The organism is Loktanella sp. D2R18, from assembly GCF_003318235.1.
GTDB lineage: Bacteria > Pseudomonadota > Alphaproteobacteria > Rhodobacterales > Rhodobacteraceae > Yoonia.
The window spans coordinates 202460-225223 of the sequence record NZ_QOCG01000022.1 but is presented as its reverse complement, the minus strand read 5'-3'; the positions used below and the strand labels follow the sequence as shown (position 1 = coordinate 225223).

General features: G+C 55.4%; 23 protein-coding genes, 1 pseudogene and 1 riboswitch. Of the genes and pseudogenes, 6 read left to right on the top strand and 18 right to left on the bottom strand.

From position 1 onward, the window contains the following. Both DS901_RS12430 and DS901_RS12425 read left to right on the top strand, forming a co-directional pair. Positions 1–395, top strand: a 395-nt coding sequence (locus DS901_RS12430) for a hypothetical protein (protein ID WP_220150239.1), incomplete at its 5' end; no start/stop codon positions are given. 315 nt (positions 396–710) lie between these two features. Further along, on the top strand, positions 711–1787 hold the full coding sequence (locus DS901_RS12425) for a tyrosine-type recombinase/integrase (protein WP_113777249.1): 1077 nt from the start codon (positions 711–713) through the stop codon (positions 1785–1787). Between the two features lie 275 nt (positions 1788–2062). Here DS901_RS12425 and DS901_RS12420 read toward each other — a convergent pair whose 3' ends face one another. The 17 genes from DS901_RS12420 to iolD all read right to left on the bottom strand — a co-directional run bounded on the left by DS901_RS12420 (position 2063) and on the right by iolD (position 18338). Continuing rightward, a complete protein-coding gene (locus tag DS901_RS12420; protein WP_113777248.1) occupies positions 2063–2794 on the bottom strand; it encodes an ABC transporter permease in 732 nt (243 codons plus the stop codon). After that, positions 2791–3516: an ABC transporter ATP-binding protein gene (locus DS901_RS12415; RefSeq protein WP_258546722.1), complete on the bottom strand. Its 726-nt coding sequence runs from the start codon at positions 3514–3516 to the stop codon at positions 2791–2793. The genes DS901_RS12420 and DS901_RS12415 overlap by 4 nt, the downstream gene beginning before the upstream one ends. Next, on the bottom strand, positions 3513–4199 hold the full coding sequence (gene tenA / locus DS901_RS12410; RefSeq protein WP_113777247.1) for a thiaminase II: 687 nt from the start codon (positions 4197–4199) through the stop codon (positions 3513–3515). The genes DS901_RS12415 and tenA overlap by 4 nt, the downstream gene beginning before the upstream one ends. Continuing rightward, positions 4196–5134: an ABC transporter substrate-binding protein gene (locus DS901_RS12405; protein ID WP_113777246.1), complete on the bottom strand. Its 939-nt coding sequence runs from the start codon at positions 5132–5134 to the stop codon at positions 4196–4198. The genes tenA and DS901_RS12405 overlap by 4 nt, the downstream gene beginning before the upstream one ends. Beyond that, positions 5131–5949: a bifunctional hydroxymethylpyrimidine kinase/phosphomethylpyrimidine kinase gene (gene thiD / locus DS901_RS12400; RefSeq protein WP_113777245.1), complete on the bottom strand. Its 819-nt coding sequence runs from the start codon at positions 5947–5949 to the stop codon at positions 5131–5133. Before thiD ends, DS901_RS12405 begins: the two co-directional genes overlap by 4 nt. Continuing rightward, a complete protein-coding gene (thiE, locus tag DS901_RS12395) occupies positions 5946–6596 on the bottom strand; it encodes a thiamine phosphate synthase (RefSeq protein ID WP_113777244.1) in 651 nt (216 codons plus the stop codon). Before thiE ends, thiD begins: the two co-directional genes overlap by 4 nt. After that, complete coding sequence (thiM, locus tag DS901_RS12390) at positions 6593–7423, bottom strand: hydroxyethylthiazole kinase (RefSeq protein ID WP_220150238.1); 831 nt, start codon at positions 7421–7423, stop codon at positions 6593–6595. The genes thiE and thiM overlap by 4 nt, the downstream gene beginning before the upstream one ends. Then, positions 7413–7501: riboswitch (TPP riboswitch) on the bottom strand. It overlaps the preceding gene by 11 nt. 375 nt (positions 7502–7876) lie before the next feature. Further along, positions 7877–8878: a LacI family DNA-binding transcriptional regulator gene (locus DS901_RS12385; RefSeq protein ID WP_113777243.1), complete on the bottom strand. Its 1002-nt coding sequence runs from the start codon at positions 8876–8878 to the stop codon at positions 7877–7879. Between the two features lie 12 nt (positions 8879–8890). Next, positions 8891–9109, bottom strand: coding sequence for a hypothetical protein (locus DS901_RS12380; protein ID WP_113777242.1), 219 nt, complete (start codon positions 9107–9109; stop codon positions 8891–8893). Continuing rightward, positions 9106–9879 carry an ATP-binding cassette domain-containing protein gene (locus DS901_RS12375; RefSeq protein WP_113777241.1) on the bottom strand — a complete coding sequence of 258 codons (774 nt, stop codon included), beginning with the start codon at positions 9877–9879 and terminating at the stop codon, positions 9106–9108. Before DS901_RS12375 ends, DS901_RS12380 begins: the two co-directional genes overlap by 4 nt. 13 nt (positions 9880–9892) lie before the next feature. Next, complete coding sequence (locus tag DS901_RS12370) at positions 9893–10966, bottom strand: ABC transporter permease (RefSeq protein ID WP_113777240.1); 1074 nt, start codon at positions 10964–10966, stop codon at positions 9893–9895. 92 nt (positions 10967–11058) lie between these two features. Next, positions 11059–12000 (bottom strand): substrate-binding domain-containing protein, encoded by a 942-nt coding sequence (locus tag DS901_RS12365; RefSeq protein WP_113777239.1) that lies wholly within the window; start codon positions 11998–12000, stop codon positions 11059–11061. Between the two features lie 749 nt (positions 12001–12749). Next, entirely contained in the window at positions 12750–13742 is a 993-nt protein-coding gene (iolG, locus tag DS901_RS12360; RefSeq protein WP_113777238.1) for an inositol 2-dehydrogenase, read from the bottom strand. A 4-nt stretch (positions 13743–13746) separates the two neighbouring features. After that, positions 13747–14574, bottom strand: coding sequence for a class II fructose-bisphosphate aldolase (locus DS901_RS12355; RefSeq protein WP_113777237.1), 828 nt, complete (start codon positions 14572–14574; stop codon positions 13747–13749). Between the two features lie 66 nt (positions 14575–14640). After that, a complete protein-coding gene (locus DS901_RS12350) occupies positions 14641–15483 on the bottom strand; it encodes a 5-deoxy-glucuronate isomerase (RefSeq protein ID WP_113777236.1) in 843 nt (280 codons plus the stop codon). A gap of 12 nt (positions 15484–15495) precedes the next feature. Then, a complete protein-coding gene (gene iolC / locus DS901_RS12345; RefSeq protein WP_113777235.1) occupies positions 15496–16476 on the bottom strand; it encodes a 5-dehydro-2-deoxygluconokinase in 981 nt (326 codons plus the stop codon). Further along, positions 16476–18338, bottom strand: coding sequence for a 3D-(3,5/4)-trihydroxycyclohexane-1,2-dione acylhydrolase (decyclizing) (iolD, locus tag DS901_RS12340; protein WP_113777234.1), 1863 nt, complete (start codon positions 18336–18338; stop codon positions 16476–16478). The genes iolC and iolD overlap by 1 nt, the downstream gene beginning before the upstream one ends. A gap of 117 nt (positions 18339–18455) precedes the next feature. On the opposite strand from iolD, the gene DS901_RS12335 reads away from it, so the two are divergent. From DS901_RS12335 to DS901_RS19155, 4 genes and pseudogenes are all read left to right on the top strand, one after another. After that, positions 18456–19556 (top strand): Gfo/Idh/MocA family protein, encoded by a 1101-nt coding sequence (locus DS901_RS12335; protein ID WP_113777233.1) that lies wholly within the window; start codon positions 18456–18458, stop codon positions 19554–19556. 11 nt (positions 19557–19567) lie between these two features. Then, positions 19568–20455: a TIM barrel protein gene (locus DS901_RS12330; RefSeq protein ID WP_113777232.1), complete on the top strand. Its 888-nt coding sequence runs from the start codon at positions 19568–19570 to the stop codon at positions 20453–20455. Between the two features lie 14 nt (positions 20456–20469). After that, complete coding sequence (locus DS901_RS12325) at positions 20470–21624, top strand: Gfo/Idh/MocA family protein (protein ID WP_113777231.1); 1155 nt, start codon at positions 20470–20472, stop codon at positions 21622–21624. Positions 21625–21975: 351 nt separating this feature from the next. Further along, positions 21976–22199 (top strand): annotated as a pseudogene (locus DS901_RS19155) (transposase); the annotation flags it as partial. A 45-nt stretch (positions 22200–22244) separates the two neighbouring features. Here the strand turns inward: DS901_RS19155 and DS901_RS18585 are convergent. Beyond that, entirely contained in the window at positions 22245–22748 is a 504-nt protein-coding gene (locus DS901_RS18585; RefSeq protein WP_147249919.1) for a hypothetical protein, read from the bottom strand. Positions 22749–22764 lie beyond the last annotated feature (16 nt).

The window sequence follows — 22764 nt, the reverse complement described above, 5'->3', positions numbered from 1 at the left end:
TCAAACCGCGACAGGTCCAGCTTGTTTTGCTAGCTAATATGCTCTTCATTCGATGCTTCAAAGTGAATTTTAATCCTAGGACTGAAGGGATCATTAGTATGGATGCAGGGGACAACAACGCGCAAATCAACTATAAATTTGATGGGCAAAAGGTGTGGTTTGAGCTCGTATCCTCGTCACGCAAAACGCTATTGGTCAATGGTCAAGACGTGGCCTCTGGCCGATCTGCTGAACTAGAGATGAGCCTTTATGAATTCAACCAAATGTGTGGGGCAATAAAGCGCCAAAGCATTCGATTTTTAGTGGATGCGTTTGAAGGGATCGACGGTGTCGAAGAGTATTTTAACGTCCTACATTTCTCTGAAGGTTTTTTTGAGGAATGGCCCCTGAACTAGATTCTGACGGTTTTCCGATCCTTTTGACACCATCGCCGCGCAGGCCCCAGAGAACGGTCCAAACCCATGCTGGCGGTGGAAAATTCTGTTGATGTCAGAAAGACCTTCTTGACCTCCTATTTGAGGTGAAATAGTTGATGTCTTGGTCGCGGGTGTTGTGTAATGGTTAAGACCCCAGTTTTCCAAACAAGTGATCTGAGTTTCATGATGTATCACTGAGTCCCTTAGTGTTTATTTTTGTTGACTTATTTCTTGCATTGGGTTGCACCGAGTATCACCACTATTCAGTTCATCCCGACAAAAAGCCGACAAAATATGCCAAAGCTATCTGAGACATTTGCGAGCAGACTTCCCAATGCGAAAGCCGGTACTGACAAGTATTGGGATGCAGAAATCAAAGGGCTGGTGCTCTTTGTGGGGAAGCGTTCCAAGACCTGGTACTTTCAGAAAGACGTTGGTGGTCAGACCAAGCGCATTTTGATTGGTCGGTTCCCAATCATCTCAGCACAGGCTGCGCGGCAAACGGCGCTTGGGTTTGCCTTGGAGATGGGCAGAGGGGCAGGGAAGGCGGTTCAAATCGGTGCGCCCACGCTTGAAGCGGCGATGGAGGTATATTTGGCGCGTCCAAAGCTGCGTTCAGAAAACCATAAGGTGGGAATGCGCGCGCAAATTGAATTCCATTTGAAAGACTGGATGCGCCTACCGCTCGACGAGATCAGCAAAGCAATGGTTGTCCGCCGCCATCAAGAAATGGCCAGGTCGCCGTCGGCTGCCAATCACGTTCTTCGCAACTTCCGGGCAATTTATAACCATGCCCGCAGGACTTGCGATTTGGCAGAATGTCCAACGATGGCGATCGAATGGTTTGAAGATAGGCCGGACGGGCGGATCATTCAGGATTTGAAAGCATGGCGCCAGACGATTGATAACCTGCCTAACCCAATCCACCGCGTATTCTATGAGCTTCTTTTGTTTACTGGTCTGCGCAAAACCGAGATGCTTACCTTGAAATGGGAGCAAATACATGAAGACCGGATTCACCTACCCATAACAAAGAATGGCCGGAGCTTCGACCTTCCGATCTTGCAAATACACCATGAGATCTTGGCACCGCTTCGCCCCCTCAGTAGGCACTGGGTGTTTCCGTCGCCAAAATCGGAGGCGGGACACATCACACGGCCGGAACGGCTAAAGTATAATCCGCATATGCATCGCCGCACATTTGCAACGGTGGCGATGGAAGCTGGTGTGCTTGAAGAGATTGTCGGGCGGCTACTCAATCACACACCGCTGTCGATCACCGGGCGAAGATACGTTCAACCGTCTTTGGACGCGCTTCGCCCTTCGATGGAAGTTGCATGCAAAGAAATTCTGGACCGTATTGAGAAGTGAGACGGTAGAACGAATTGCCTGAGAAGAAAGTATCAAGTGTTTCAAGCATCATGTTCTGAAATAGTTAGTCGACCACAGTAAAATGGGCGGTTCGCGCCGCTCGACACCCAGGGCGGAGACCAGACCTTCGCCGCAGTTGCGAAGTATAGGCTCGCCGTATTCGAAAGCTGACCTTCGGCAGCACGTTGCACTTTCACCCGCAGGGGACGGTGGCTTTGAGCCATTGGGAACGATGACATGCTTTGCAAAAATGTCCGCCGTCACAGTTAACGCTGTTAATCCGGCCTTAGCCGTGTAGCAACCTTATCGACCAACACGTACAAACAAATCGTCATGGCGGCCAATGTGATCAGGCTTGCAAACATTAGGTCCGTCTTCGCGCGCCCGTTTGCCAAAAGCATGAGGTAGCCCAGCCCCTTTGACGCGCCGACCCATTCGCCAATCACCGCCCCGATGGGCGCGTAGACGGCGGCCAGTTTCAACCCCGTGCCCAAGGACGGCAGGGCATGTGGTATTTTGATCCGTCGCATAATCTGCCATCTGGTGCCGTTCATCGCCCGCGCCATATCGACAATGTCGCGCGGCACGCGGGTCAACCCGTCGTAAAAGGCGCTGGTCACCGGAAAGTAGATAATCAGCACGGCCATCACGACTTTCGACGCCATCCCGTAGCCGAACCACAGCGTCAAGATCGGGGCGAGGGCGAAGACCGGCACCGCTTGGGTAAAGATCAACAGCGGCATGACCAGCCGGTAGAGCCGGTCCGAATTGGCCAGCTGGATCGCCGAGATCACCCCAAGAACGGCACCAACCACAAGACCTGTCACAACTTCAGTGGCTGTCACCAAGGCATTCACGCCGATCAGGCTGCTGCTGTCCCACCCCGCCTGCGCCACTCGCCATGGTGAGGGCAGAATGAAATGCGGCACACCTGTGGCCCAGACCACGGTGGACCACAAGATCAGGCCCAAGCCGGTGGCGCCAAATGCATAGGCCCATTTGCTCATGGCGCGCCCCGCAGATGCGACAGCAATGCGGCCTGATCCGCGATGGTTTCGGGCGCGTATTGATCGCGCACAGGGGGTGTGTCCAGCGGCGGCCACAGGGTGGCGCCCGCAGCCGTTAACACCACAATCTGGTGGCCAAGGCGCAAGGCCTCGGCCGGATCATGGGTGACGATCAGAACAGTTTTGCCCTGCAACATCTGCGCCGAAAGCTCCTGCATATCTGCGCGCGTGCTGGCATCCAACGCCGAGAAAGGCTCGTCCAGCAGCGCGACGGGGCGATCCTCCATCAAGGTGCGCGCCAAGGCCGCGCGCTGGCGCATCCCCCCAGACAGCGCAGCGGGTTTCATGTCGCGGAAGGCCGCAAGCCCGACCCGTTGCAGAAGATCGTGTGCCAAATCTTTGTCGGGCGTGTCGCCGCGCAGCCGTGCCCCCAGAACAACGTTTTCGAACACGCTCAGCCACGGCAACAGTAGGTCAGACTGCGCCATAAAACTGATCCGTCCGGCTAGGGGCGCGCTGTCCGAAGCTTCGATCTGGCCGTTGAAGTCCCCCGCGCAGGTCAGCCCGGCGATCAAGCGCAACAGCGTCGATTTCCCGACGCCAGACCGCCCCAGAACACAGGTCCATTGACCGGCGGGCAAGGTCAGATCAAGCGGCGCAAAGAGCTGGCGGCCCGCCATGTCGTGATGACCGTTGACGTGAAGGGCGGGGGCATCGGTCACGCCCCGCGCAGCCCCATGTTCCAGAATGCGGCCTCTAATTGGGTAGCGGTCGTAAAACGCGCTTGAAGCTTCGCCCAGCGGGGCGACGTGGTGGGCCTCTCTCCGATCCGGCGGGCCACGGCGCGATCGATCATCTGACCGACGTTCCCCATGACGTCCTGATAGCCAACGTCGGCATAGGTCTCGATCCAGTCACGGTATCCGGTGTCCGCCGTCGCCGATTGCCCAAGGCGTATCCCGATTTCACCATAGCCGAAACAACAGGGCGCGAGTGCGGCCATCAGATCAAGGAAGTCCCCCTGAAGCCCTGCGTCCATGACGTATCTTGTATAGGCAAGGTTTTCGAAGGCTTCAGGTGCTGCGAACAATGTCTGTTCGTCGATACCCTCGGCCGCGCAGGTTTTGACGTGCAAGGCCATTTCGTGATTGACCAAAGCATCTACCGTGGCTGCGCAGATTTTCATCTCGTCCAGCGTTTCGGCTTTGACCACGGCCAGTGACCACGCGCGGGCGAAGTGAACCAGAAACACGTAGTCCTGGATCAGGTAGTGTAAAAACGCCGCACGCGGCAAGCTGCCGTCGCCCAATCCTTGCACGAAGGCGTGTTCGGTATAGGTCGCCCAGGCCTCTGGGCAGCCGGACCGCCACGCTGCGAAGGTGGTTCCGTACGGGCGGTCGCTCATGGGGCTGTCACATCGATGGCGATTTTCGACACCGGGTGGATCGACGGGATCAGCCCCGCCTGGTGCAGAAAGGTTTCAAACGCGGCGTAGCGCCCGACATCCATCGCTGCGGGGCGCAGGGCAAAGCGCGGCAGCGTGTCGGCCCATGCGCGTTCGTTCAACGCGTCCTGCAGCTCGGGGGCGGTGGCTGAAAAGACCTCCCACGATGCTTGGGGATGGTTGATGATGTATTGCGTGGCTTTCTCGGTCGCGGTCAGAAAACGGCGGATCATATCGGGGTCCATCGTGTCGGGGTTCGCGACATAGATCAGTTCGTCATAGGACGGCAGGCCTTCCTCCTCGACGTAGAAACACCGCCCCTCGACGCCTTCGATCTCCATCTGGTTCAGTTCAAAGTTCCGGAAGGCGCCGATCACGGCATCCACCTGACCAGACATCAAGGACGGCGACAACGACCAGTTCACGTTGATCAGCTCGACGTCGTCCAGCGTCAGCCCGTGGGTGTTCAGAACATGGCCTAGCACCGCCTCTTCAACGCCGCCCACGGAAAACCCGACCTTGCCACCGCGCAGGTCCGCAGGCGATGCAATCGGCCCGTTCGCGAGCACCAGCAGGCAGTTCAATGGGGTGGCGACAAGCGTGCCCACCCGCTGCAGCGGAAGCCCTTCGTGAATTTGCAAATGGAGTTGCGGCTGATACGAAATTGCCAGATCCGCCTGCCCCGCGGCGACCAGTTTGGGCGGATCGGAGGGGTCGGCGGGCGCGATGACCTCAACCTCAAGATCCACTTCGGCGAAATAGCCGTTTTCCTGCGCGATGATGATGGGGCCGTGGTCGGGGTTTACGAACCAGTCCAGCAAAAGGGTCATCTGGTCCTGCGCCCAAAGCGGAGCGGCACAAAAGGACAGGGCTGAGGCGAGCAAGACAGATTTCATGGTCGGGTTTCCTGAACGAAGGGAAGCAAGGTTGCAAAGTGGTGTGTCGGCCCGTGACCTGAGCCGACGGACAGGTCATCGGCGCAGGCAATGGCCATGGCGACATAGGATTTGGCCGCGGCGACAGCGGTCGCGATGTCGTCTGTTTGCATGATCCGGGCGGCCAAGGCGGACGACAGGGTGCAGCCCGTGCCATGGGTGTTGCGCGTCGCGGAGCGCGGGCTTTCAAACCACGTCACCTGATCCGCGCTGACAAGGCAATCGGGACTGTCAGCACCGCACAGGTGTCCGCCTTTCATCAAAACCGCACGCGCCCCCAAAGCGCAGAGCGCGTGGCCTTGGCGTTCCATCTCGGGGCGCGACGTGGCCGGAGCGACGCCCAGCAGGTGCGCTGCTTCGGGAAGGTTCGGGGTCAGCACCGTCGCTCGGGGCAACAGCTGGTCGCGCAGCACGGAAATCGCATCGGGCTGCAATAAAGGCGCGCCGCCTTTTGCGATCATCACCGGATCAAGAACGATCGGCACATCGCGCTCGCGCAGCGCGGTGGCGACGGCCTGCGCGATCTGCGCGTTTGCGATCATCCCAATCTTTACGGCGTCCACGCGGATATCGTCAAACACGGTGTCGATCTGGGCTGTGACAAAGGCAGGCGGCACAAGGTGAATGTCGCTGACGCCTTGTGTGTTTTGCGCTGTCAGGGCGGTGAGCGCGGCCATGGCAAATGCGCCATTGGCCGAAATCGCCTTCACATCGGCCTGTATACCCGCCCCGCCAGAAGGGTCGGAGCCTGCGATACTCAGGACATTGGGGATCATGGCCGCACCTCCTTAAGGTGTTGAAATCTCTCGGCGGCGGCCTTGGGATCGTCTTGCCCGCAGATGGCCGAGACGACGGCTTGCCCGTCTGCGCCCGCGGCAAACACGCGAGGTTGATGCGCCGCCTTCAGCCCGCCAATCGCCACGCAGGGCAAATCCGTTAGCTGCACCATCCGCGCCAACCCGTCAAAGCCGATCGGGGCTTTGTGGTCCGCTTTGGTCGGGGTGCTGAACACCGGTCCCAGCCCAAGGTAGTCGACGATATCAGGGTCGGCGGCCCGCACAGTCTGTGGTGTTTCGCACGACAGCCCGAGTATCTTTTCCGGTCCCAACAGCGCCCTTGCTTTCGCAGGGGCACCGTCGCCTTGGCCGATATGCGCGCCGTCGACATCCGCCGCGATCGCGGCGCTGACATCATCGTTTATCAGCAGCGGAACGCCTGTGCCCGCCAACGCAGCCTTCAAATCCCGCGCCATTTCTACCCGCTCGGGCGTCGTGGCATCTTTGGCGCGCAATTGCACGAAGCTGACGCCGCCGGCCACAGCCCTTGTGACCGTGTCGACCAGCCCATCGACCCCGCACAGGGTGGTATCGGCGACCAGATACAGGCGTAATTTCTGGCGCAACTGGTGATGAAGCGCACTCATGCCTTGATCACATCCGCCAGCTCGTGGGCCTGCGTTGTGTAGAGTGCATCCAGGAAATGGGGCTGAAAACTGCCTGGCCCATCGGCGCGCGCCGCCGCCTTTGTGCCGGCCACTTTGAAATGGGCCAGCGTGGCAAGGGCTGCGTCAAACGCAGGGCCACAGCCCGCATAGGCCCCCATCAGGGCACTTTGCGAACACCCAAGCGCCGTGACTTTCGGCATAAGGTCGGACCCGCCGGTGACCATCACGGATCGCACACCGTCGGTCAGGAAATCGGTCGGGCCGCTGACTGCGACCACGCTGCCGAATGTCTGCGCAAGCGAGACCGCCGCATCCTGCGCCGCCTCCACACTGTCGCGGCTGTCCGCCCCTTTGCCAGAGCCAGCTTCACCTGCCATCGCCAGAATTTCAGAAGCATTGCCGCGCAAGATTGTAGGCCGCAGCGCCATAAGTCGTTGGGCGGCGTCTTTGCGATAGCCGGAAATGAAATGCGCGACAGGGTCCAGAACCCACGGGACACCTGTGTCATTGGCCACCCGCGCTGCGGCCATCATGCTGTCCACCCACGGCGGTGAAAGCGTACCAATGTTAACCGCCAGCCCGCCACAGATCGGGGTGAAATCGGCGATTTCTTCGTGGGCGTGGACCATCGCAGGAGACGCACCCGCCGCAAGGACCACGTTGGCGGCGACATTCATCGAGACAAAGTTCGTGATGCACTGCACCAACGGGTTTTGGTCACGCAGGTATGTAAACAGGTCTTGAGCTTGCACGGTGTCTCCTTTTTCTGACGAAAAGCGGACGACGTTCGTGCGAAACGCGAACATATACCCTCCCTCCGCCAGCATTATCTGGTTCAGGTTCAAAGGGTACTTCTCAGCCTTGCGGCGCCCCCGGTGAGGGCTTGATAGTGCGATTGAAGTCGAGCGTCAAACGACTGATGTCTAACCGTGCGAAAATGGTTATTGGAGGTAGTAATCAGTAGGTGGGCTTTAACCGCATAGTTGGGTGGGGAGGCCAGAATGCCGCGCCGTCGACCTACGTCCGTTTCCGAGAAGCTGCACCGCAGCGTCAAAGCTGGTCGTGGATGTCCGTTTTGGGCCGGAAGCGGCATCATTCACAAAGGGCGGATTGCGGACATTCACTGCATTTTGCACCGACGGCTGCTTCGCTGGACGAAGCGCCCCTTGTTTGCCGGAGACCCAGAAGTAAGGATAATGGGTTATGGCAGTTGGGCAGCTTTGTCCCCCAGCGGGGCAGGGCATAAGTCCTGGTCGTCTTTAACTTTTCAGCGCGCGTAGCGTTCCGCGTTCGATCACATGACACGCGAATAAGCGTGCTTGCGGCGTCATTGCGCTGTCTTGCACCATGTCTGCCACGAGGTTGACAGACGACGCGATAATTTCTGTGATCGGGTTATGGATTGTGGTCAGGTTGATGTTGTCCCATCCGGCCATTTCCATGTCATTCAAACCGATAATGCCCACGTCGTCCGGAACCGATAGCCCGTGGGATTGGAGCGCGGACAAAACGCCAATCGACAAGACATCATCACCACAAAAATACGCCTCGGCCAACGGCGCATCGATCAGACGCAGCATTTCGGCGCGGCCAGCCTCGAACGAATATGCACTTGCAAATGAGGTGGTAACGCTAACGTTTGGATGTTCGCGCAACGCATCAAGAAAGCCAGCCATACGGTCCTGTGTCGATGTCGCGGCCTGTGGGCCACCTAAAAAACCAACCCGCGTATATTCCCGTGCGATAAGCGTTTCTGCGGCCAACCGGCCTGCTTGCTTGTTGTCGATACCTAATACATTGACGGTTGGGTTCGCGACCAGCCGTCCAAACGAATGGACAACGGGAACACCTGCAACGCGAAACGCTTCGGCGAAACTTTCGGGTAATGTGGATGACGCCACGATCACACCATCAACGGAATATTGTTGCAGCATGCGCACGGATTTCTCGGGGTCAGTCTCATCCGTTAGGTTCACGAGCAAAGGCCGCAAACCCCGACCCTGCAAGCCCTTGGTGAAGAGATCAAACACCTCTAGAAAAATCGGGTTGTGAAAGTTGTTGGAAACGAGACCAATCATTTTGGTCCTGCCCGTCGTAAGCGAGGATGCCAAAGCATTTGGGCTATAGCCCAGTGTGTCCGCCGCTTCTTGGACTTTTTTACGTGTTTTGGCAGAGACCGAGGCGCCCTCGGTATAGGTCCGCGACACGGCCGAACGCGAGACACCGGCCAATTCGGCCACGTCCTTCAGCGTTACTGCCATGCGTTTGTCCCCTTATTCTTTCTCCGCACGGTTCTGTGCCTTATTCACTGCGACATAGTCAATAGTCGCAAAGCGCCAGCCACAGATCGCCGCCAATCCCAAAAAGAACATCGTCCAAAAAACTGCGCCGTTCGCGAGCTCTACCAAGCCCCAAACGGCGCAAACCACGACAACCGCAACACGGACCCCAACTGGGGTAAAAAACGGATGTTCAAGGTCGAGAAGTTTCATGCCGCGCCTTCGTATTCAGCACCGGTTTTCGCACCGGTAATATAGGATACCACATCGTTGCCATCCGTGTCTTCGACGTTAAGGTTTGCAACGATACGGCCACGGCGGAACACAATAATACGGTCAACCAGATCAAATACCTGACGCATGTTATGCGACACAAGGATCAGGCTTTCACCTTGATCTTTGAGCGTACGTACGATGTTTTCGACCTGCGCCGTTTCTTGCACACCTAGGGCCGCTGTCGGCTCGTCCATGATCGTCAGCTTAGATGCAAAGGTTGCGGTGCGCGCAATGGCGACACATTGGCGTTGTCCGCCAGACATGTTTGCAATCGTGTTCTTAATATTCGGGATTTTCACACCCGTTTTCACAAGACCTGCCATCGTGTCTTCGCGCATCGATTTGTAGTCGAGCAATCGGAATGGACCCAGCCAATCGAATTTGGTTTTCTCTCGGCCAAGGAACAGGTTGTCTGGCACGTTCAAATCATCAGCCAACGCCAAGGTCTGGAACACCGTTTCAATACCTGCCTCGCGCGCATCAAGCGGGCCAGCAAAATTGACGGGTACTCCATCAAAGATAACGTCGCCCCGTGTCCTTTGCTCCACACCCGTGATTTGGCGTACAAAGGTCGATTTTCCGGCACCATTGTCGCCCATTATGGCGATATGTTCGCCACGTTTCAGCTGGAAGTCGGCGTCTTCCAAAGCATGAACTCCACCATAATGTTTGGTAAGGCCTTTGGTTTCGAGAATAATATCTGACATGTCTATGCCTCCCTTAAGCCCGCGCTGCGCTGCGTTTTTGTTGGTATTGGTCCAAAGCAACCGCTCCGACGATGATACAACCCAGCACCATTTCTTGATAGAATGCTCCAAGACGCAAAAAGGTAAAGCCGGACGTAATGACGCCAATGATCAGCGCCCCGATTACGGTACCGATGATTGATCCGCGCCCTCCAAACAGTGACACACCGCCAATGACAGCCATCGCAATCGCCTCAAGTTCATATGACAACCCCATACCTGACTGCGCGGTAAGGTTCTTTGAGGTCAAGATTACAGCGGCAAGACCCGCGAGCATCCCAGCGATCATGTAGACGAGCATCAAGTGACGCGGAACGTTGATCCCAGACATCCGCGCTGCGGCCTCGTTTGAACCAATCGCATAAGTGTGTTTGCCATAAACTGTATAGTTCATGATGAAGTGGAACAGCAGCGCCAACGATAAAAAGATGACAACGGGCATCATGCCTGCACCGATTTTCGCATACCCTTCGGTCGGGAACGATACCGGGTTACCCAAGGACCACCATTGTGCCACGCCACGTGCAAATAGCATCATGCCAAGCGTCGCAATGAACGGTGGGATGCGCGCGAACGCCACAAGAATACCGTTGACGGTGCCGGCCAGCAGGCCAACAGTTAACCCGACAACGACGGGCACAAGGACTGGCAGATCAAGCGCCCATTCGCCAAAGATCGCTTTTGGGTTCGGACCACCGTTGACTTCGGCGACTTGCGCAAAGCTCATCGCGACCATGGCCGTTGCCCCCACTACCGATCCCGATGAAAGGTCGATACCGGCGGTGATAATCACCTGGGTTACCCCAATCGCGATGATACCAATGATGGCGACTTGAATGATAATGATCCGCAAACGTGCTTCGTTAAAGATACTGTCGAAACGATCACGCGTGTCGAACAGCAGGCTTTGCTGCATGTAAATGGCGCCAAGGACTTCGAAGATGACGATAATCAGGACAAATGCGCCAAAGACATTGAGTTCATTTGGCCAGTTCTTTTTAGATTTATCGAAGGTAAGACCGCCAGTGCCGTCGCTCTGATCTGACATAGGTCAGCTCTCCTGAAATGACATGAGTTTTTGAGAAATGCGGGGCGGCACAAACTGACCGCCTCGCACCCTATTTAGCGAATTTTCCGCAATTATTGCACGAATTCACCAATGTTTTCGGGTGTCACCAGCTTGAACGGGATGAACACTTTGCTATCGACTTCTTCGCCATTGATCAGCGCAATCGCAGTATCAATAGACCCAGCACCTTGCCCCGCTAGGTCTTGGAAAACTGTCACGTCCATTTCGCCAGCTTGCATGGAAAGCAACGCGTCAGAGGTCGCATCAACGCCACCAACAACAACGTCGTCCATGGAAATGCCGGCGGCTTTCATCGCCTGAATAGCACCAAGCGCCATCTCGTCATTGTTGCCAAACACAGCATCGAACGGCTCACCGCTTGAAATCCAGTTTGTCATCAGATCATTGGCTTCGTCGCGTGACCAGTTTGCTGTTTGTTCGTCGATCAGTGTGATGAAGTTACACATGTCCATGCCAATGACGTCATGGAAGTCTTTCGAACGTTGAACAGCGGCTTGGTTCGACAGCTGGCCCATCAGCATATACGCTGTTGCGCCACCGGATTTGCCTTCAGCGCGAAGTTGCTGGCACATGTGGAATGCCGCCAATGTACCGGATTCGATTTCGTTGGACGCAACAAAGGCCTGACCGGCGGGCAGGGTGTCCATGTTAATCGGCTGACGGTTCACGTAAACCAGTGGAACACTTGCAGCAGCTGCAGCATTGGACATGGCTTCGGTTGCGTTCGTGTCAACGGCGTTCACGATAATCGCATCAACGCCAGACGCGATGAAATTGTTGATCTGGTCAAGCTGCTTAGCAACATCATCGGTCGCGTCTTCAATCTGAAGCGAAACACCGTCAAGTGTCTCTTCGTGTGCTGTCATGCCGTTGCGCATCACAGTCAAACCGTTGTCGTCGAAACGCGCAACAGATACACCAATTTGCTGTGCAGACGCTGTTGAACCCATCAGGGTAGTCGCGAGGCCAGCGGCCAATAGTACTTTGTTCATGATTTCCTCCCAAGGACCGTGCCCGGCGCACGCATTATGAATACCGGGGCCTCAAATGAGGCGGTGGTTCGACAGCACCCTCTTGTCTCGCGATTTCGAGGATGAAGAGAAAGTAAGTGACCAAGCCAACCTTTGGGCAAAGTCTTCAAACATGTGAACGGTAGAGGGCATGACACCCTCTCTCATGAGGGGCCGCACCATGATGCGATTCAGGCAATTGCTGTTCCAGAACCCCAAACTCTGGAGTGCTGACGTCGCCGGAACGGTCAACAATTTGGTGACATATCTCGGCATCGATTCGCTTTCTCCCCCTCTATCTCCAACTTCACTCTAAATGTTGCAGATCAATTTTGCAACCGGTTGCATTTTGTGCTGTTGTCCAGCGTGCGTCACAAAAAACGCTCTCAAGTGATATCGAGTTGCCCAGCTAGCGGTCACGTCACATGGTGTGAATTTCCATATTTGCATATTGACACCCCGGTCCGTTTTTTACCAAATGAAACGATAATCTATTGATTTTATTGAAGCCGGAGCCTCAGATTTCTAAGGAACTCATATTCCCAATGGCTGCATTAAACCGAGTTGTAATAGCAATGGGTGAGCGTCCCACACCATAAAGCCAAGGATCCGCCTGGCTGCGTATTTTGACTTTCACTAGAGCGGGTTTTGATTTGCAAAGGCATTTCTTCCTATTCGCGACATCTTTGTAGGAAGTCTTGCCAGGGCGTGCCGGGATGAATCGCATTCCCTTAGTAGCTCAGCGCCCGTGGCTGACCGTCACGCGCGCTTGCATCCGCCGCATCCGCCAAAATCTGCGCCTTGAGCCCATCAAGCCCCGACGGAGTCATCATGACGCCGTCAACGACCGAGGCCACAAAATGCGCCATCTCAGCCCGGTAAGCCGCAGAGTAGCGTTCAAGGAAGAAAGGCTGCGTCGGGGCCGTGGTAAAGCCCGCAGCGGTCGTCAGTTCAACGTTATGTTCAGGCACGTTGTGGGCGCGCAGCATGCCGCTTGCCCCATGGACTTCGACGCGTTGATCATACCCATAAGTCGCACGACGTGAATTTGAAATCTGGCAAATTTTACCGGACGCCGTTTTCAACGTGACGGCTGCCGTGTCAAAATCACCAGCCTCACCAATTGCCGGATCAACAAGACATGATCCAACAGCGCTGATCTCAACGGGGTCTTCGCCCAGCAGGAACCGCGCCATATCAAGATCGTGGATCATCATGTCGCGGAATATCCCGCCAGAGGTTTTCACGTAACCAATTGGTGGCTGTGATGGGTCGCGCGAAAGAATTGTCACGATTTCGACGTTCCCGATGACCTGATCCGCGATCTGCTTTTGAAGATGCGCAAACCCAGGATCAAAGCGGCGATTAAACGCGGTCATAAATGGCACACCGGCGCTTTCGACGGCGGTCAGACATTCGCGGATACGGTCAACAGATAGATCGACAGGTTTTTCGCAAAAGATGGCTTTGCCAGCGGCCGCGGCCTGATGAATGATGTCGTAATGTGTGGTGGTGGGCGTTCCGATGACGACCGCGTCAATTTCAGGCGACGCAATGATTTCGTCCGTCGTCATGGCTTGCGCGCCAAGCTTACTTGCCAAAGCGGTCGCCGCTTCTGGGATAAAATCGGACACCGCATAGGTACGCGCAGATGTCATGCCACGCAGCGTTGCACCATGAACCTGACCAATGCGGCCCGCGCCAAGTATACCAATATTCAACATGCAATCAGCCTTTCATTGCCTGCAAAACCCGCTGTGCCGCAGCCATGACAGGGTCGTGTGTTTCTTTTAAAATTGTATTCCGGTCGAAGCGAGACGGGTCAGCATTGACGGCTACCCGCATCGCGTCGCCAAAGGCCATGCGCAGTTCCGTCCCAATGTTAAATTTACAAACGTTTGTGGTCTTGGCCAAATGACGACGCTGCGCAACTGGCACGCCAGATCCGCCGTGGATCACCAAAGGCACATCGGTCAATGCTTGGATCGCCGCGATCCGCGCCTCGTCCAGACCGCCCTGTTTGTTTTGTTGTAGGTGTACGTTTCCGACCGAAATCGCCATCGCGTCGATACCGGTTTCTTTTGCAAATAGGGCCGACTCAGCTGGGTCGGTTCCTGCGGATGCTTCGCCGTTGTCATAGCCAACAAACCCGATTTCGCCTTCGCAAGAAATCCCCGCGCTATGCGCAAGGTCTACCACGCGTTTGGTCTGCGCGATGTTTTCATCCAATGGCTTGCGCGACCCGTCAAACATCAGTGATGTAAAACCCGCATCAAGCGCCTGCTGGCAGTCGTCAAACGTGTAGCCATGATCAAGGTGTGCGACCACAGGTACATATGCGTTTTCAGCCAAATGCCTAAACATTTTGCCTAAGATTGGCAACGGCGTATGGTCACGGCAACCCGGCCCCGCCTGCAAGATCACAGGACAATTTTCGGCCTCAGCGGCCGCGACGAAGGCACCCATATCCTCCCATCCGAGGGTGACAAGGCCACCCACAGCATAACCGTTTTTCAAGGCAGGTTGCAGGACATCGGCGAGGGTCACGAGAGGCATAGGAGAACGTTCCTGATCAAAGCCGAATAGGATGACGGCGAGCGTAAATGGATGACAGCGAGGCGCCTATTTGAATTTGGCGATCATGTCTTTGATACCAGGGATGGTTTCAAGTTGAGCTGCATGCGAAGGCTGAAAATATTGCACAAGGCTCCGTTGGGAAAGCCCACCAAGGATGGTGAAATAGTACATTTGGTAGCCGGGCAAAACAGCGCAAGGGTGATAGCCGCTGTCGAGGCAAATCGTAGAGCCGTCGACAAGATGATATGCATCGCCTACCTTGCCGTCTTCGCGTTGGAGTATTTGGACGCCGGAGCCGTAGTTCGGTTTAAAGCGGAAATTATAGGTTTCATCGTGGCGCGTTTCCAATGGCAAGCGATCCGTGTCGTGTTTGTGGGATGGAAAACCGGACCAACCACCTTCGCCGACGGTAAAAAGTTCTGAAACAAGCAAACGTCCAACTTTGTCGTGGTATTTCGTGCCGAGGATATGCTTGATCTTACGGTGCGTCTTGGTTTCGTCCGAGCCGTATTGCACCTTGTCCAACACATCTGCGCGCACGTCGAACGCATCGAGCACTTTGTCGTAGCGTGCGCCGCAGATGAACACTTCGGCCTCGTCAGACATGCAAACCATTTCGGCCTTGGCGGCGACAGGCACGTAAACGCCTTCGGGCTCGCCGTCCCAAACATCCTCAACACGGTGACCAAGGCTTGTCGCTTTGAAACCTTCGATATCAACATCAATTGTGCCCGTCGCCGGGACAATGCATGTCTCGTAGCCGGGGACTTCATAGGCGAATGCTTCGCCCTTTTTTAGTTTGACGATATTAAAATAATTAAGCGGGACAGTCGGGTCATCCACATCCACGATGGGCTTGTTTTGATTGTCAAACGGGGCGATATGCATGTGATTTTTCCTTTAGACGGACGTGGGGCCGGGATGATCGGCCATGAATTTAGTGAGCGTTTCGGTCGTCGGCATCGCAGGCGCGCAACCGGGTTTTGAGACCGTAATAGATGCGCAGGCAGAGCCCCGCAAAATCGCGTCGTGCAATGGAAGATCCGCCGCAAGACCGGTTATAAGGCCTGCCATAAAGCTGTCGCCCGCACCTGTGGGTTTCAACGCATTGACAGGGAAGATACCCGTGGGCGTTTCGGTCCCATTTGCAAAGGTGATGGCCCCTTTTTCGCCCATCTTGTAAACAACGATTGTCGCGGTTGTCTCGGCGAGCTGCTTGGCTTTGGCGAGGCCTTTGTCGATGCTGCCTGCCATAAATCCGAACTCTTCATCATTAGCGACGATCATGTCACATTCGGCTGCCGCACGCGAAAGAACCTCTTCGGCGACTTGCGGCGAAGGCCACGAATAGGGACGGTAATCGACGTCAAAAATGATTGGCAGGCCTGCCGTTTTTGCCAAATCAAATGCCTCAAACGTCGCGCTGCGCGATGGTTCGGCGGCAAAGACGGTGCCTGCGGTAATCAATGCGCCGAATTTGCTATAGTCGACGGCATTCACATCATCTGAACACATCTGAAAGTCAGCGGCCCCATTCCGGTAGATCACTGATTGATGCCCCTCAAGCCGGCTTTCATAAAGCGCGAGTGAGTTGCGATATTCGCCACCAACCGGGGTGACATAGGAGCTATCGACGCCATAATGTGCAAGCTTGTTCACGCAAAACCGTCCAGCGCTATCATCAGATACGCGCGTAACCAAAGCAGCCTTACCGCCCAATTTCACGATACCCACAGCGATGTTTGCGGACGATCCGCCAAGGTCAGCATGAAAAACCTCAGCGTCCTCGGTCGCCGTACCGGGAGGGTCGGGAAACAGATCGACGCCAGCGCGTCCGACGATGATAAAGTTGTTGGTACGAATACCGTCAAGCAGGTTCATTAAATGCCCTTCCGTTGACGGACACGGGCGGATTCTACCTCTTGATGCGCGGCGGCGACCTTGGGGTTGTCGGTCACATGCGGCGTGCCAACTTCCCACCAAGTATGCCCTTCTTTGGTCCAGCCTTCATAGGCATCGATTTTCATGCAAATCACATAGGTCCGCTCGGCGGCTTTGGCGCGGGCAAATGCATCGGCGAGATCAGTGGGGGATGCGACGGTTTCGGCCAATGCCCCCATCGCGCGTGCGTGCGCTTCAAAATCGACCCCGACTTGATGCGTTGCTGTCGGCGTGTCCGAGATGAGATTGTTGAAACTCTCATTTCCGGTGTTGTTCTGCAATTTGTTGATGACGGCAAAGCCACCGTTATCAAGCACGAGGATGATCAGCTTCTTTTGCGTAAGGACCGACGAATAAACATCCGAATTCATCAGCAGGTATGATCCGTCACCCGTGAAAACTATGGTGTCATTTTCGGGCTCTTCTTCTGACTGCGCGATGCGCGCACCCCACCCACCTGCGATCTCATAGCCCATGCAAGAAAAGCCGAATTCAACATCGACCGTACCGATATCAAGCGTTTTCCAATTGGCAGTGACTTCGGCTGGCAAACCGCCCGCAGCGGCAACCACGCGGTCACGTGGATCACAAAGATCATTCACTGCACCAATGGCTTGCGCATAGGACGCAGGGCCGTTCCCAATGCGGGTATTTTCAGCGACGTAGTCGTTCCATTTTACGCGCTCGGCTTGCGCTTCTTCGGTCCAAGACGCAGGGCACGTATAATCGGACGTCAGTGCGGTCAGCGCAAGTTTCGCATCACCGACAACAGTCAGCGACATGTGCTTGGCCGCATCGTGACGGCCGACATTGATACCGATGATCTGCGTGTCCAACGCGAATGCGGTCCAAGACCCTGTCGTAAAATCTTGCAAACGTGTACCGATGGCAAGGATCACATCCGCTTTCTCAGCAATCGCATTCGCTGAATTCGACCCTGTTACACCTAGCGGCCCGATGTTCAGCGGATGGGTATTCAGCATGTTCGCGCGGCCTGCAATCGTCTCGACCACGGGAATGCCCGTTGCTTCGGCGAACGCTGTCAGTTCGGCCACGGCTCCGGAATATTGCACGCCACCGCCTGCGATAATCATCGGACGCTTCGCGGTTTTCAACAGTGCAATTGCATCAGCGATTTCGGCTGTGTCAGGTGATTGACGGCGAATACGATGCACGTGTTCGTCAAAAAACGATAAGGGGTAATCAAAGGTCCAACCTTGCACATCTTGCGGCAGGCCAATGAATGCAGGACCACAATCGGCAGGGTCAAGCATTGTGGCCAAAGCGGCGGGCAAAGATTGCATAATTTGCGCAGGATGCGTGATACGGTCCCAGAAACGCGACACGGCCTTGAATGCGTCATTCACACCCAACGTTGGATTTCCAAAATGCTCAAGCTGCTGCAAGACTGGATCAGGCAGACGCGTCAGAAACGTATCACCGCAAAGCATCAGCATCGGCAATCGGTTTGCATGTGCAAGTGCCGCCGCAGTTAATAAGTTCGCGGTGCCCGGGCCTGCGGACGCTGTGCAAAACATAAACCGCTGGCGCAATTGCGCCTTTGCATAGGCAGCAGCAGCAAACCCCATGCCTTGCTCATTCTGGCCGCGATATAGTGGTAGTACATCTTTGTGGTCGTACAGGGCCTCGCCCAGGCAAGTCACGTTGCCGTGCCCAAAAATTCCAAAACCACCACCGCATACACGTGTTTTTACACCGTCAATTTCAATGAATTGCGCTGCAAGGTAACGGATCGTCGCTTGCGCAACCGTCAGCGTAATTGTTTCACTGGCTTGTCCCATGCGCGTCTCTCCCTACACGAAATTGATGTCAGCGCGGATTGCATATTGACCCACTGCCCAAAACAACTATATGCATTTTGCAACCGGTTGCAATCGGTTTTTAGGGAGGAAATACAAATGGCGGAAATCGGCATTGGCATTGTTGGCGGCGGTTATATGGGCAAGGCACATTCGGTTGCTTTTGCCGCAGTCGCATCAGTATTCGACACAGACCTGCGCCCGAGATTAGAGATGATTGCAGCGTCTTCCCCCGAAACCGCCGAGAAATACCGTGCAATGTATGGCTTCGCCCGTGGCACCGACGATTGGCGCGTCCTTGTAAATGACCCAAAGATCGAAGCTATTGTCATTGCCTCTCCTCAGTCGACGCACCGCGAAATCGCGCTCGCGGCATTTGCCCAAGGCAAGCACGTACTGTGTGAAAAGCCGCTTGGTGCGTCGCTTGACGATTCGATTGCGATGCATACCGCCGCCGAGGCGTCCGGCCTCGCAAATATGGTCGGCTTTAATTACATCCGCACGCCAGCGTCCCAATATGCGCGTCAGCTATTGGCCGAGGGGCGCATTGGCGACATCGTCTATTTTCGTGGTGAAAATACCGAAGACTTTTTTGCAGACCCCAGCGTCGGCGGCTGGCGCGCCCAAGGGCAAGCCAACGGCACAATGGGCGATCTGGCACCGCATATGATTAATGCGGCTCACGCGTTGATAGGACCAATCGACAGCCTTTGCGCATCGGTTGAAACCGTCCACAAAATACGTGATGGGGCGCAGGTCACAAACGACGATCAGGCACAAATGATGTGCCGTTTTGCAAATGGCGCGCAAGGGCACATGTTCTTTTCACGCGTCGCCGTCGGACGCAAAATGGGCTACGCCTACGAAATCCACGGCACCAAAGGCCATATCCGTTTTGACCAAGAAGATCAGAACGCGATCTGGCTTTATACCACCGAGGGGCCAGAGGCCGAACGCGGCTTTCGTAAAATACTGACCGGCCCTGCACACCCCGATTACCTGTCCTTCTGCCAAGGCCCCGGCCATGGCACAGGATATCAAGATCAAATCATCATCGAGGCCAAGGATTTCCTGACCGCGATATCTGAAAAACGCGCCGTTTGGCCGACCTTCGCAGAAGGCCTCGCGGTGAACCGCATTGTCACCGCCGTTCATGATTCCAGCACGAAAAGTGCTTGGGTCAACGTGGCGGATTACTAAAGGAAAACGACATGATCAAAATTGGCAACGCTCCATGTTCATGGGGTGTGGAATTCGCAGATGACCCGCGCAACCCCGCTTGGCGCAAGGTCTTACAAGAAAACGCAGCCGCAGGTTTCACAGGGATTGAACTTGGTCCTGTAGGCTTTATGCCCGAGGACCCTACAATCCTTGGTGAAGCACTTGAGGAGTTCAACCAAGAACTCGTCGGTGGTGTCGTCTTTCGGCCATTCCACGACACCGCAGCATGGGATGACGTCATGGACGCTGCCGTGCGTACCTGTAAAGCGCTTAAAGCGCACGGTGCCCAGCACCTTGTGCTGATCGACAGTATTTCCGAGCGCCGCGCGCCAACCGCGGGCCGTGCCAACGAAGCAGAGCAGATGGACGATGCCGAATGGACAGCGTTTCGTAACCGCATCGCAACCGTTGCCAAAATAGGTGCCGAAGAATACGGGCTCACCGTTGGTATCCATGCGCATGCTGCTGGGTTCATGGACTTTGAGCCAGAGCTTGAACGTTTGCTGGCCGAAGTTGACGAAAACATCCTGAAAATTTGTTTCGACACAGGTCACCATTCTTATGCAGGTTTCGATCCGGTGGCGTTCGTGCGCAAGCACATTGACCGCATCAGCTATATGCACTTCAAGGACATCGATCCCAAAGTGAAAACCTCTGTCGTTGCCAATCGTACCGATTTCTATACGGCCTGCGGCGATGGCATCTTTTGTAACTTGGGCGATGGCGATGTGGATTTTCCTGCAATCCGTCAAATCCTGATCGACAACAATTTTGACGGCTGGTGTACAGTGGAACAAGACTGCGACCCCGAAGGCGACACATCGCCGATCGATGACGCAAAACTGAACCGCACCTACCTGCAATCCATCGGTTTTTAAGAAGGGCTTGAGAAATGACAAAACTTAAATGGGGCCTAATTGGCGGCGGCGAAGGCAGCCAAATCGGGCCTGCGCACCGTCTTGGGTCCGGTCTTGATGGCTTGTTCGAATTCACCGCAGGTGCGCTTGACCACCGCCCCGAACATGGCATCGATTATGGTCAGCGTTTGGGACTTGGCGATCGTGCCTACGGAGGTTGGCAAGACATGCTGGCAGGTGAAAAATCCCGCAAGGACCGTGTTGACCTTGTCACCGTCGCGACACCAAACGCCAGCCACTTTGAAATCACCAAAGCCTTCCTTGAGGGCGGTTTTAACGTCCTGTGCGAAAAGCCGATGACTATGACCGTCGAAGAAGGCGAAACCATTGTTGAGATCGCTAAAAAGACCGGCCAAATTTGCGCGGTGAACTACGGCTATTCTGGCTATTCGCTGGTCCGTCATATGAAAGTAATGATCGCCCGTGGTGACATTGGCAAAGTTCGTGTCGTTAATGCAGAATTTGCCCATGGGCATCACGCTGACGCCGAAGATGCCGATAACCCACGTGTCCGTTGGCGTTATGATCCGGCGCTGGCTGGCGTGTCTGCGCAGTTTGCGGATTGCGGCATTCACGCGATGCACATGGCGTCATTTGTCACGGGGCAAGAGGTCACGAAACTTAGCGCTGATATCATCTCTGCGATCCCTGTGCGGACACTCGAAGACGACGCGATGGTTAACTTTCGCATGGATGGCGGCGCTGTTGGCCGGCTTTGGACCAGCTCTATCGCTATTGGGCGTCAGCACGGGCTAGGCATCCAAGTATTTGGCGAAACGGGCGGTTTGCGCTGGTCACAAGAACAACCAAACCAGCTTTTCTATATGCCGCTAGGCGAACGCCTTCAGATTATTGAGCGTGGTGAAGCGAGCCTATCGCCCGAGGCAGACCGCTCCACCCGCGTGACCATTGGCCACGCCGAAGGTATGCCGCTCGCCTTCGCAAATATCTACACTGATCTGGCCGAAGCGATCACGGCACGCAAAGAGGGGCGCGCCATGGACCCATCAGCCGACCTCTACCCCCGCGCAGAGGACGGATTGCGGTCAATGGCCGCCGTTGAAGCTGTGGCTGAAAGTGGTAAAGCAGACGGATCATGGCTGGACGCGCGCCCGCCAATGTTCCGCTAAAAACGATTGAGGTGCGGCGGGTATAAAACCGCCGTGCCTCATTTTCAATTCCAAATTACCTACTTTGATGATGTTAGCGTGGTCAGATATAGGTGAACCGGCCGCCGCGCTTTCCGGGGTTTTGGCAGCAGGGAACGAAAGGCGGCTTGGCATATTCGCTCAGCAAACCATAGTTTGTCAATTTTCCACGTGTTTTTAACAAACTGTTTTCGAGGGGAGAACTGAAGCTCTTCAAGGATTTTGGATATTCTTCCATATCTAAGGTAACTCAAATTTGCATACTTCTGGGCTATGTCGCACAAATTGGTCTCGGAGATTCATGTTGTGAATCCAGCGTGATAGCTGACAGCCATGAGCAGCTGGATACCAACGACTTACAGGAAAAAGAACTGGTCTGACTACAGCCAACCCCTAAAACAACGCGGTTCACTATCGATCTGGTGAGATGGTCAGAGAGGCGCAGCCTTGGGGCAAAAGAGGCGCAGCCTTGGGGCAAAAGTGGACCTCAACAGGCTTACAGTGATGTGGCGATACAAGCTTGCCTGACGATTAAAGCGTTGTTCGGTTTGCCCTTGAGCAGACCTTCGGCGCAGTCAGCCTCAAGGTCTGCAATGCGGGACTTAGTGAGCTTTCGCTGTAGCTGCGCCAATGACGGCTTTGGGTTGCCCCGCCTCCCACTTCGTGCCGTCACGATCAAGGGTCCCAATATCGATCCCACCTAGCATGAACGCCATCTTGAACCGGGCGATGTCTTCCTCGTCCTCCGACGGCTCTCGAAGCAATGAGACGAAGTAATAAAGGTCTGGTCGTTGGTGCTCGTGGTTGTAGAGCGGCACTGAGTTATCGTAGTCGATCTTGGGTCGAACGGTTCGATCCTTCGTCTTGAGATCCAACGTTGTACCCCCGGGGAAGACGTAGTCGTGCCGAGTACTTTCCCGTCGATCTTCAAAGGCAATACCTTGCCGCTCCAAGAATCTTTCGAAAACGACTTCCCCGATACTCCCGACAATGTTGGCCTGCAATTTCCTGTGCGAGCCCTCGAAGACAGGCAGGGACCGAGCCCGGCGCAGGGCTGTGTCCAAAATATCGCCCCCAAGCGGGACCTCACGGTAGGTTTCGGTCATCGATCTACGCCAGTCT

Excerpts from the sequence above, each read along its gene's own strand:
- DS901_RS12355 (WP_113777237.1), bottom strand. The coding sequence starts at position 14,574 with ATGCCTCTCGTGACCCTCGCCGATGTCCTGCAACCTGCCTTGAAAAAC.
- DS901_RS12385 (WP_113777243.1), bottom strand. The coding sequence starts at position 8,878 with ATGGCAGTAACGCTGAAGGACGTGGCCGAATTGGCCGGTGTCTCGCGT.
- DS901_RS12380 (WP_113777242.1), bottom strand. The coding sequence starts at position 9,109 with ATGAAACTTCTCGACCTTGAACATCCGTTTTTTACCCCAGTTGGGGTC.
- DS901_RS12405 (WP_113777246.1), bottom strand. The coding sequence starts at position 5,134 with ATGAAATCTGTCTTGCTCGCCTCAGCCCTGTCCTTTTGTGCCGCTCCG.
- iolG (WP_113777238.1), bottom strand. The coding sequence starts at position 13,742 with ATGTTGAATATTGGTATACTTGGCGCGGGCCGCATTGGTCAGGTTCAT.
- DS901_RS12370 (WP_113777240.1), bottom strand. The coding sequence starts at position 10,966 with ATGTCAGATCAGAGCGACGGCACTGGCGGTCTTACCTTCGATAAATCT.
- tenA (WP_113777247.1), bottom strand. The coding sequence starts at position 4,199 with ATGAGCGACCGCCCGTACGGAACCACCTTCGCAGCGTGGCGGTCCGGC.
- iolC (WP_113777235.1), bottom strand. The coding sequence starts at position 16,476 with ATGAACCTGCTTGACGGTATTCGTACCAACAACTTTATCATCGTCGGA.
- DS901_RS12325 (WP_113777231.1), top strand. The coding sequence starts at position 20,470 with ATGACAAAACTTAAATGGGGCCTAATTGGCGGCGGCGAAGGCAGCCAA.
- iolD (WP_113777234.1), bottom strand. The coding sequence starts at position 18,338 with ATGGGACAAGCCAGTGAAACAATTACGCTGACGGTTGCGCAAGCGACG.
- DS901_RS18585 (WP_147249919.1), bottom strand. The coding sequence starts at position 22,748 with ATGACCGAAACCTACCGTGAGGTCCCGCTTGGGGGCGATATTTTGGAC.
- DS901_RS12350 (WP_113777236.1), bottom strand. The coding sequence starts at position 15,483 with ATGCATATCGCCCCGTTTGACAATCAAAACAAGCCCATCGTGGATGTG.
- DS901_RS12375 (WP_113777241.1), bottom strand. The coding sequence starts at position 9,879 with ATGTCAGATATTATTCTCGAAACCAAAGGCCTTACCAAACATTATGGT.
- thiM (WP_220150238.1), bottom strand. The coding sequence starts at position 7,423 with ATGTTCGCGTTTCGCACGAACGTCGTCCGCTTTTCGTCAGAAAAAGGA.
- thiD (WP_113777245.1), bottom strand. The coding sequence starts at position 5,949 with ATGATCCCCAATGTCCTGAGTATCGCAGGCTCCGACCCTTCTGGCGGG.
- DS901_RS12365 (WP_113777239.1), bottom strand. The coding sequence starts at position 12,000 with ATGAACAAAGTACTATTGGCCGCTGGCCTCGCGACTACCCTGATGGGT.
- thiE (WP_113777244.1), bottom strand. The coding sequence starts at position 6,596 with ATGAGTGCGCTTCATCACCAGTTGCGCCAGAAATTACGCCTGTATCTG.
- DS901_RS12335 (WP_113777233.1), top strand. The coding sequence starts at position 18,456 with ATGGCGGAAATCGGCATTGGCATTGTTGGCGGCGGTTATATGGGCAAG.
- DS901_RS12425 (WP_113777249.1), top strand. The coding sequence starts at position 711 with ATGCCAAAGCTATCTGAGACATTTGCGAGCAGACTTCCCAATGCGAAA.
- DS901_RS12330 (WP_113777232.1), top strand. The coding sequence starts at position 19,568 with ATGATCAAAATTGGCAACGCTCCATGTTCATGGGGTGTGGAATTCGCA.
- DS901_RS12420 (WP_113777248.1), bottom strand. The coding sequence starts at position 2,794 with ATGAGCAAATGGGCCTATGCATTTGGCGCCACCGGCTTGGGCCTGATC.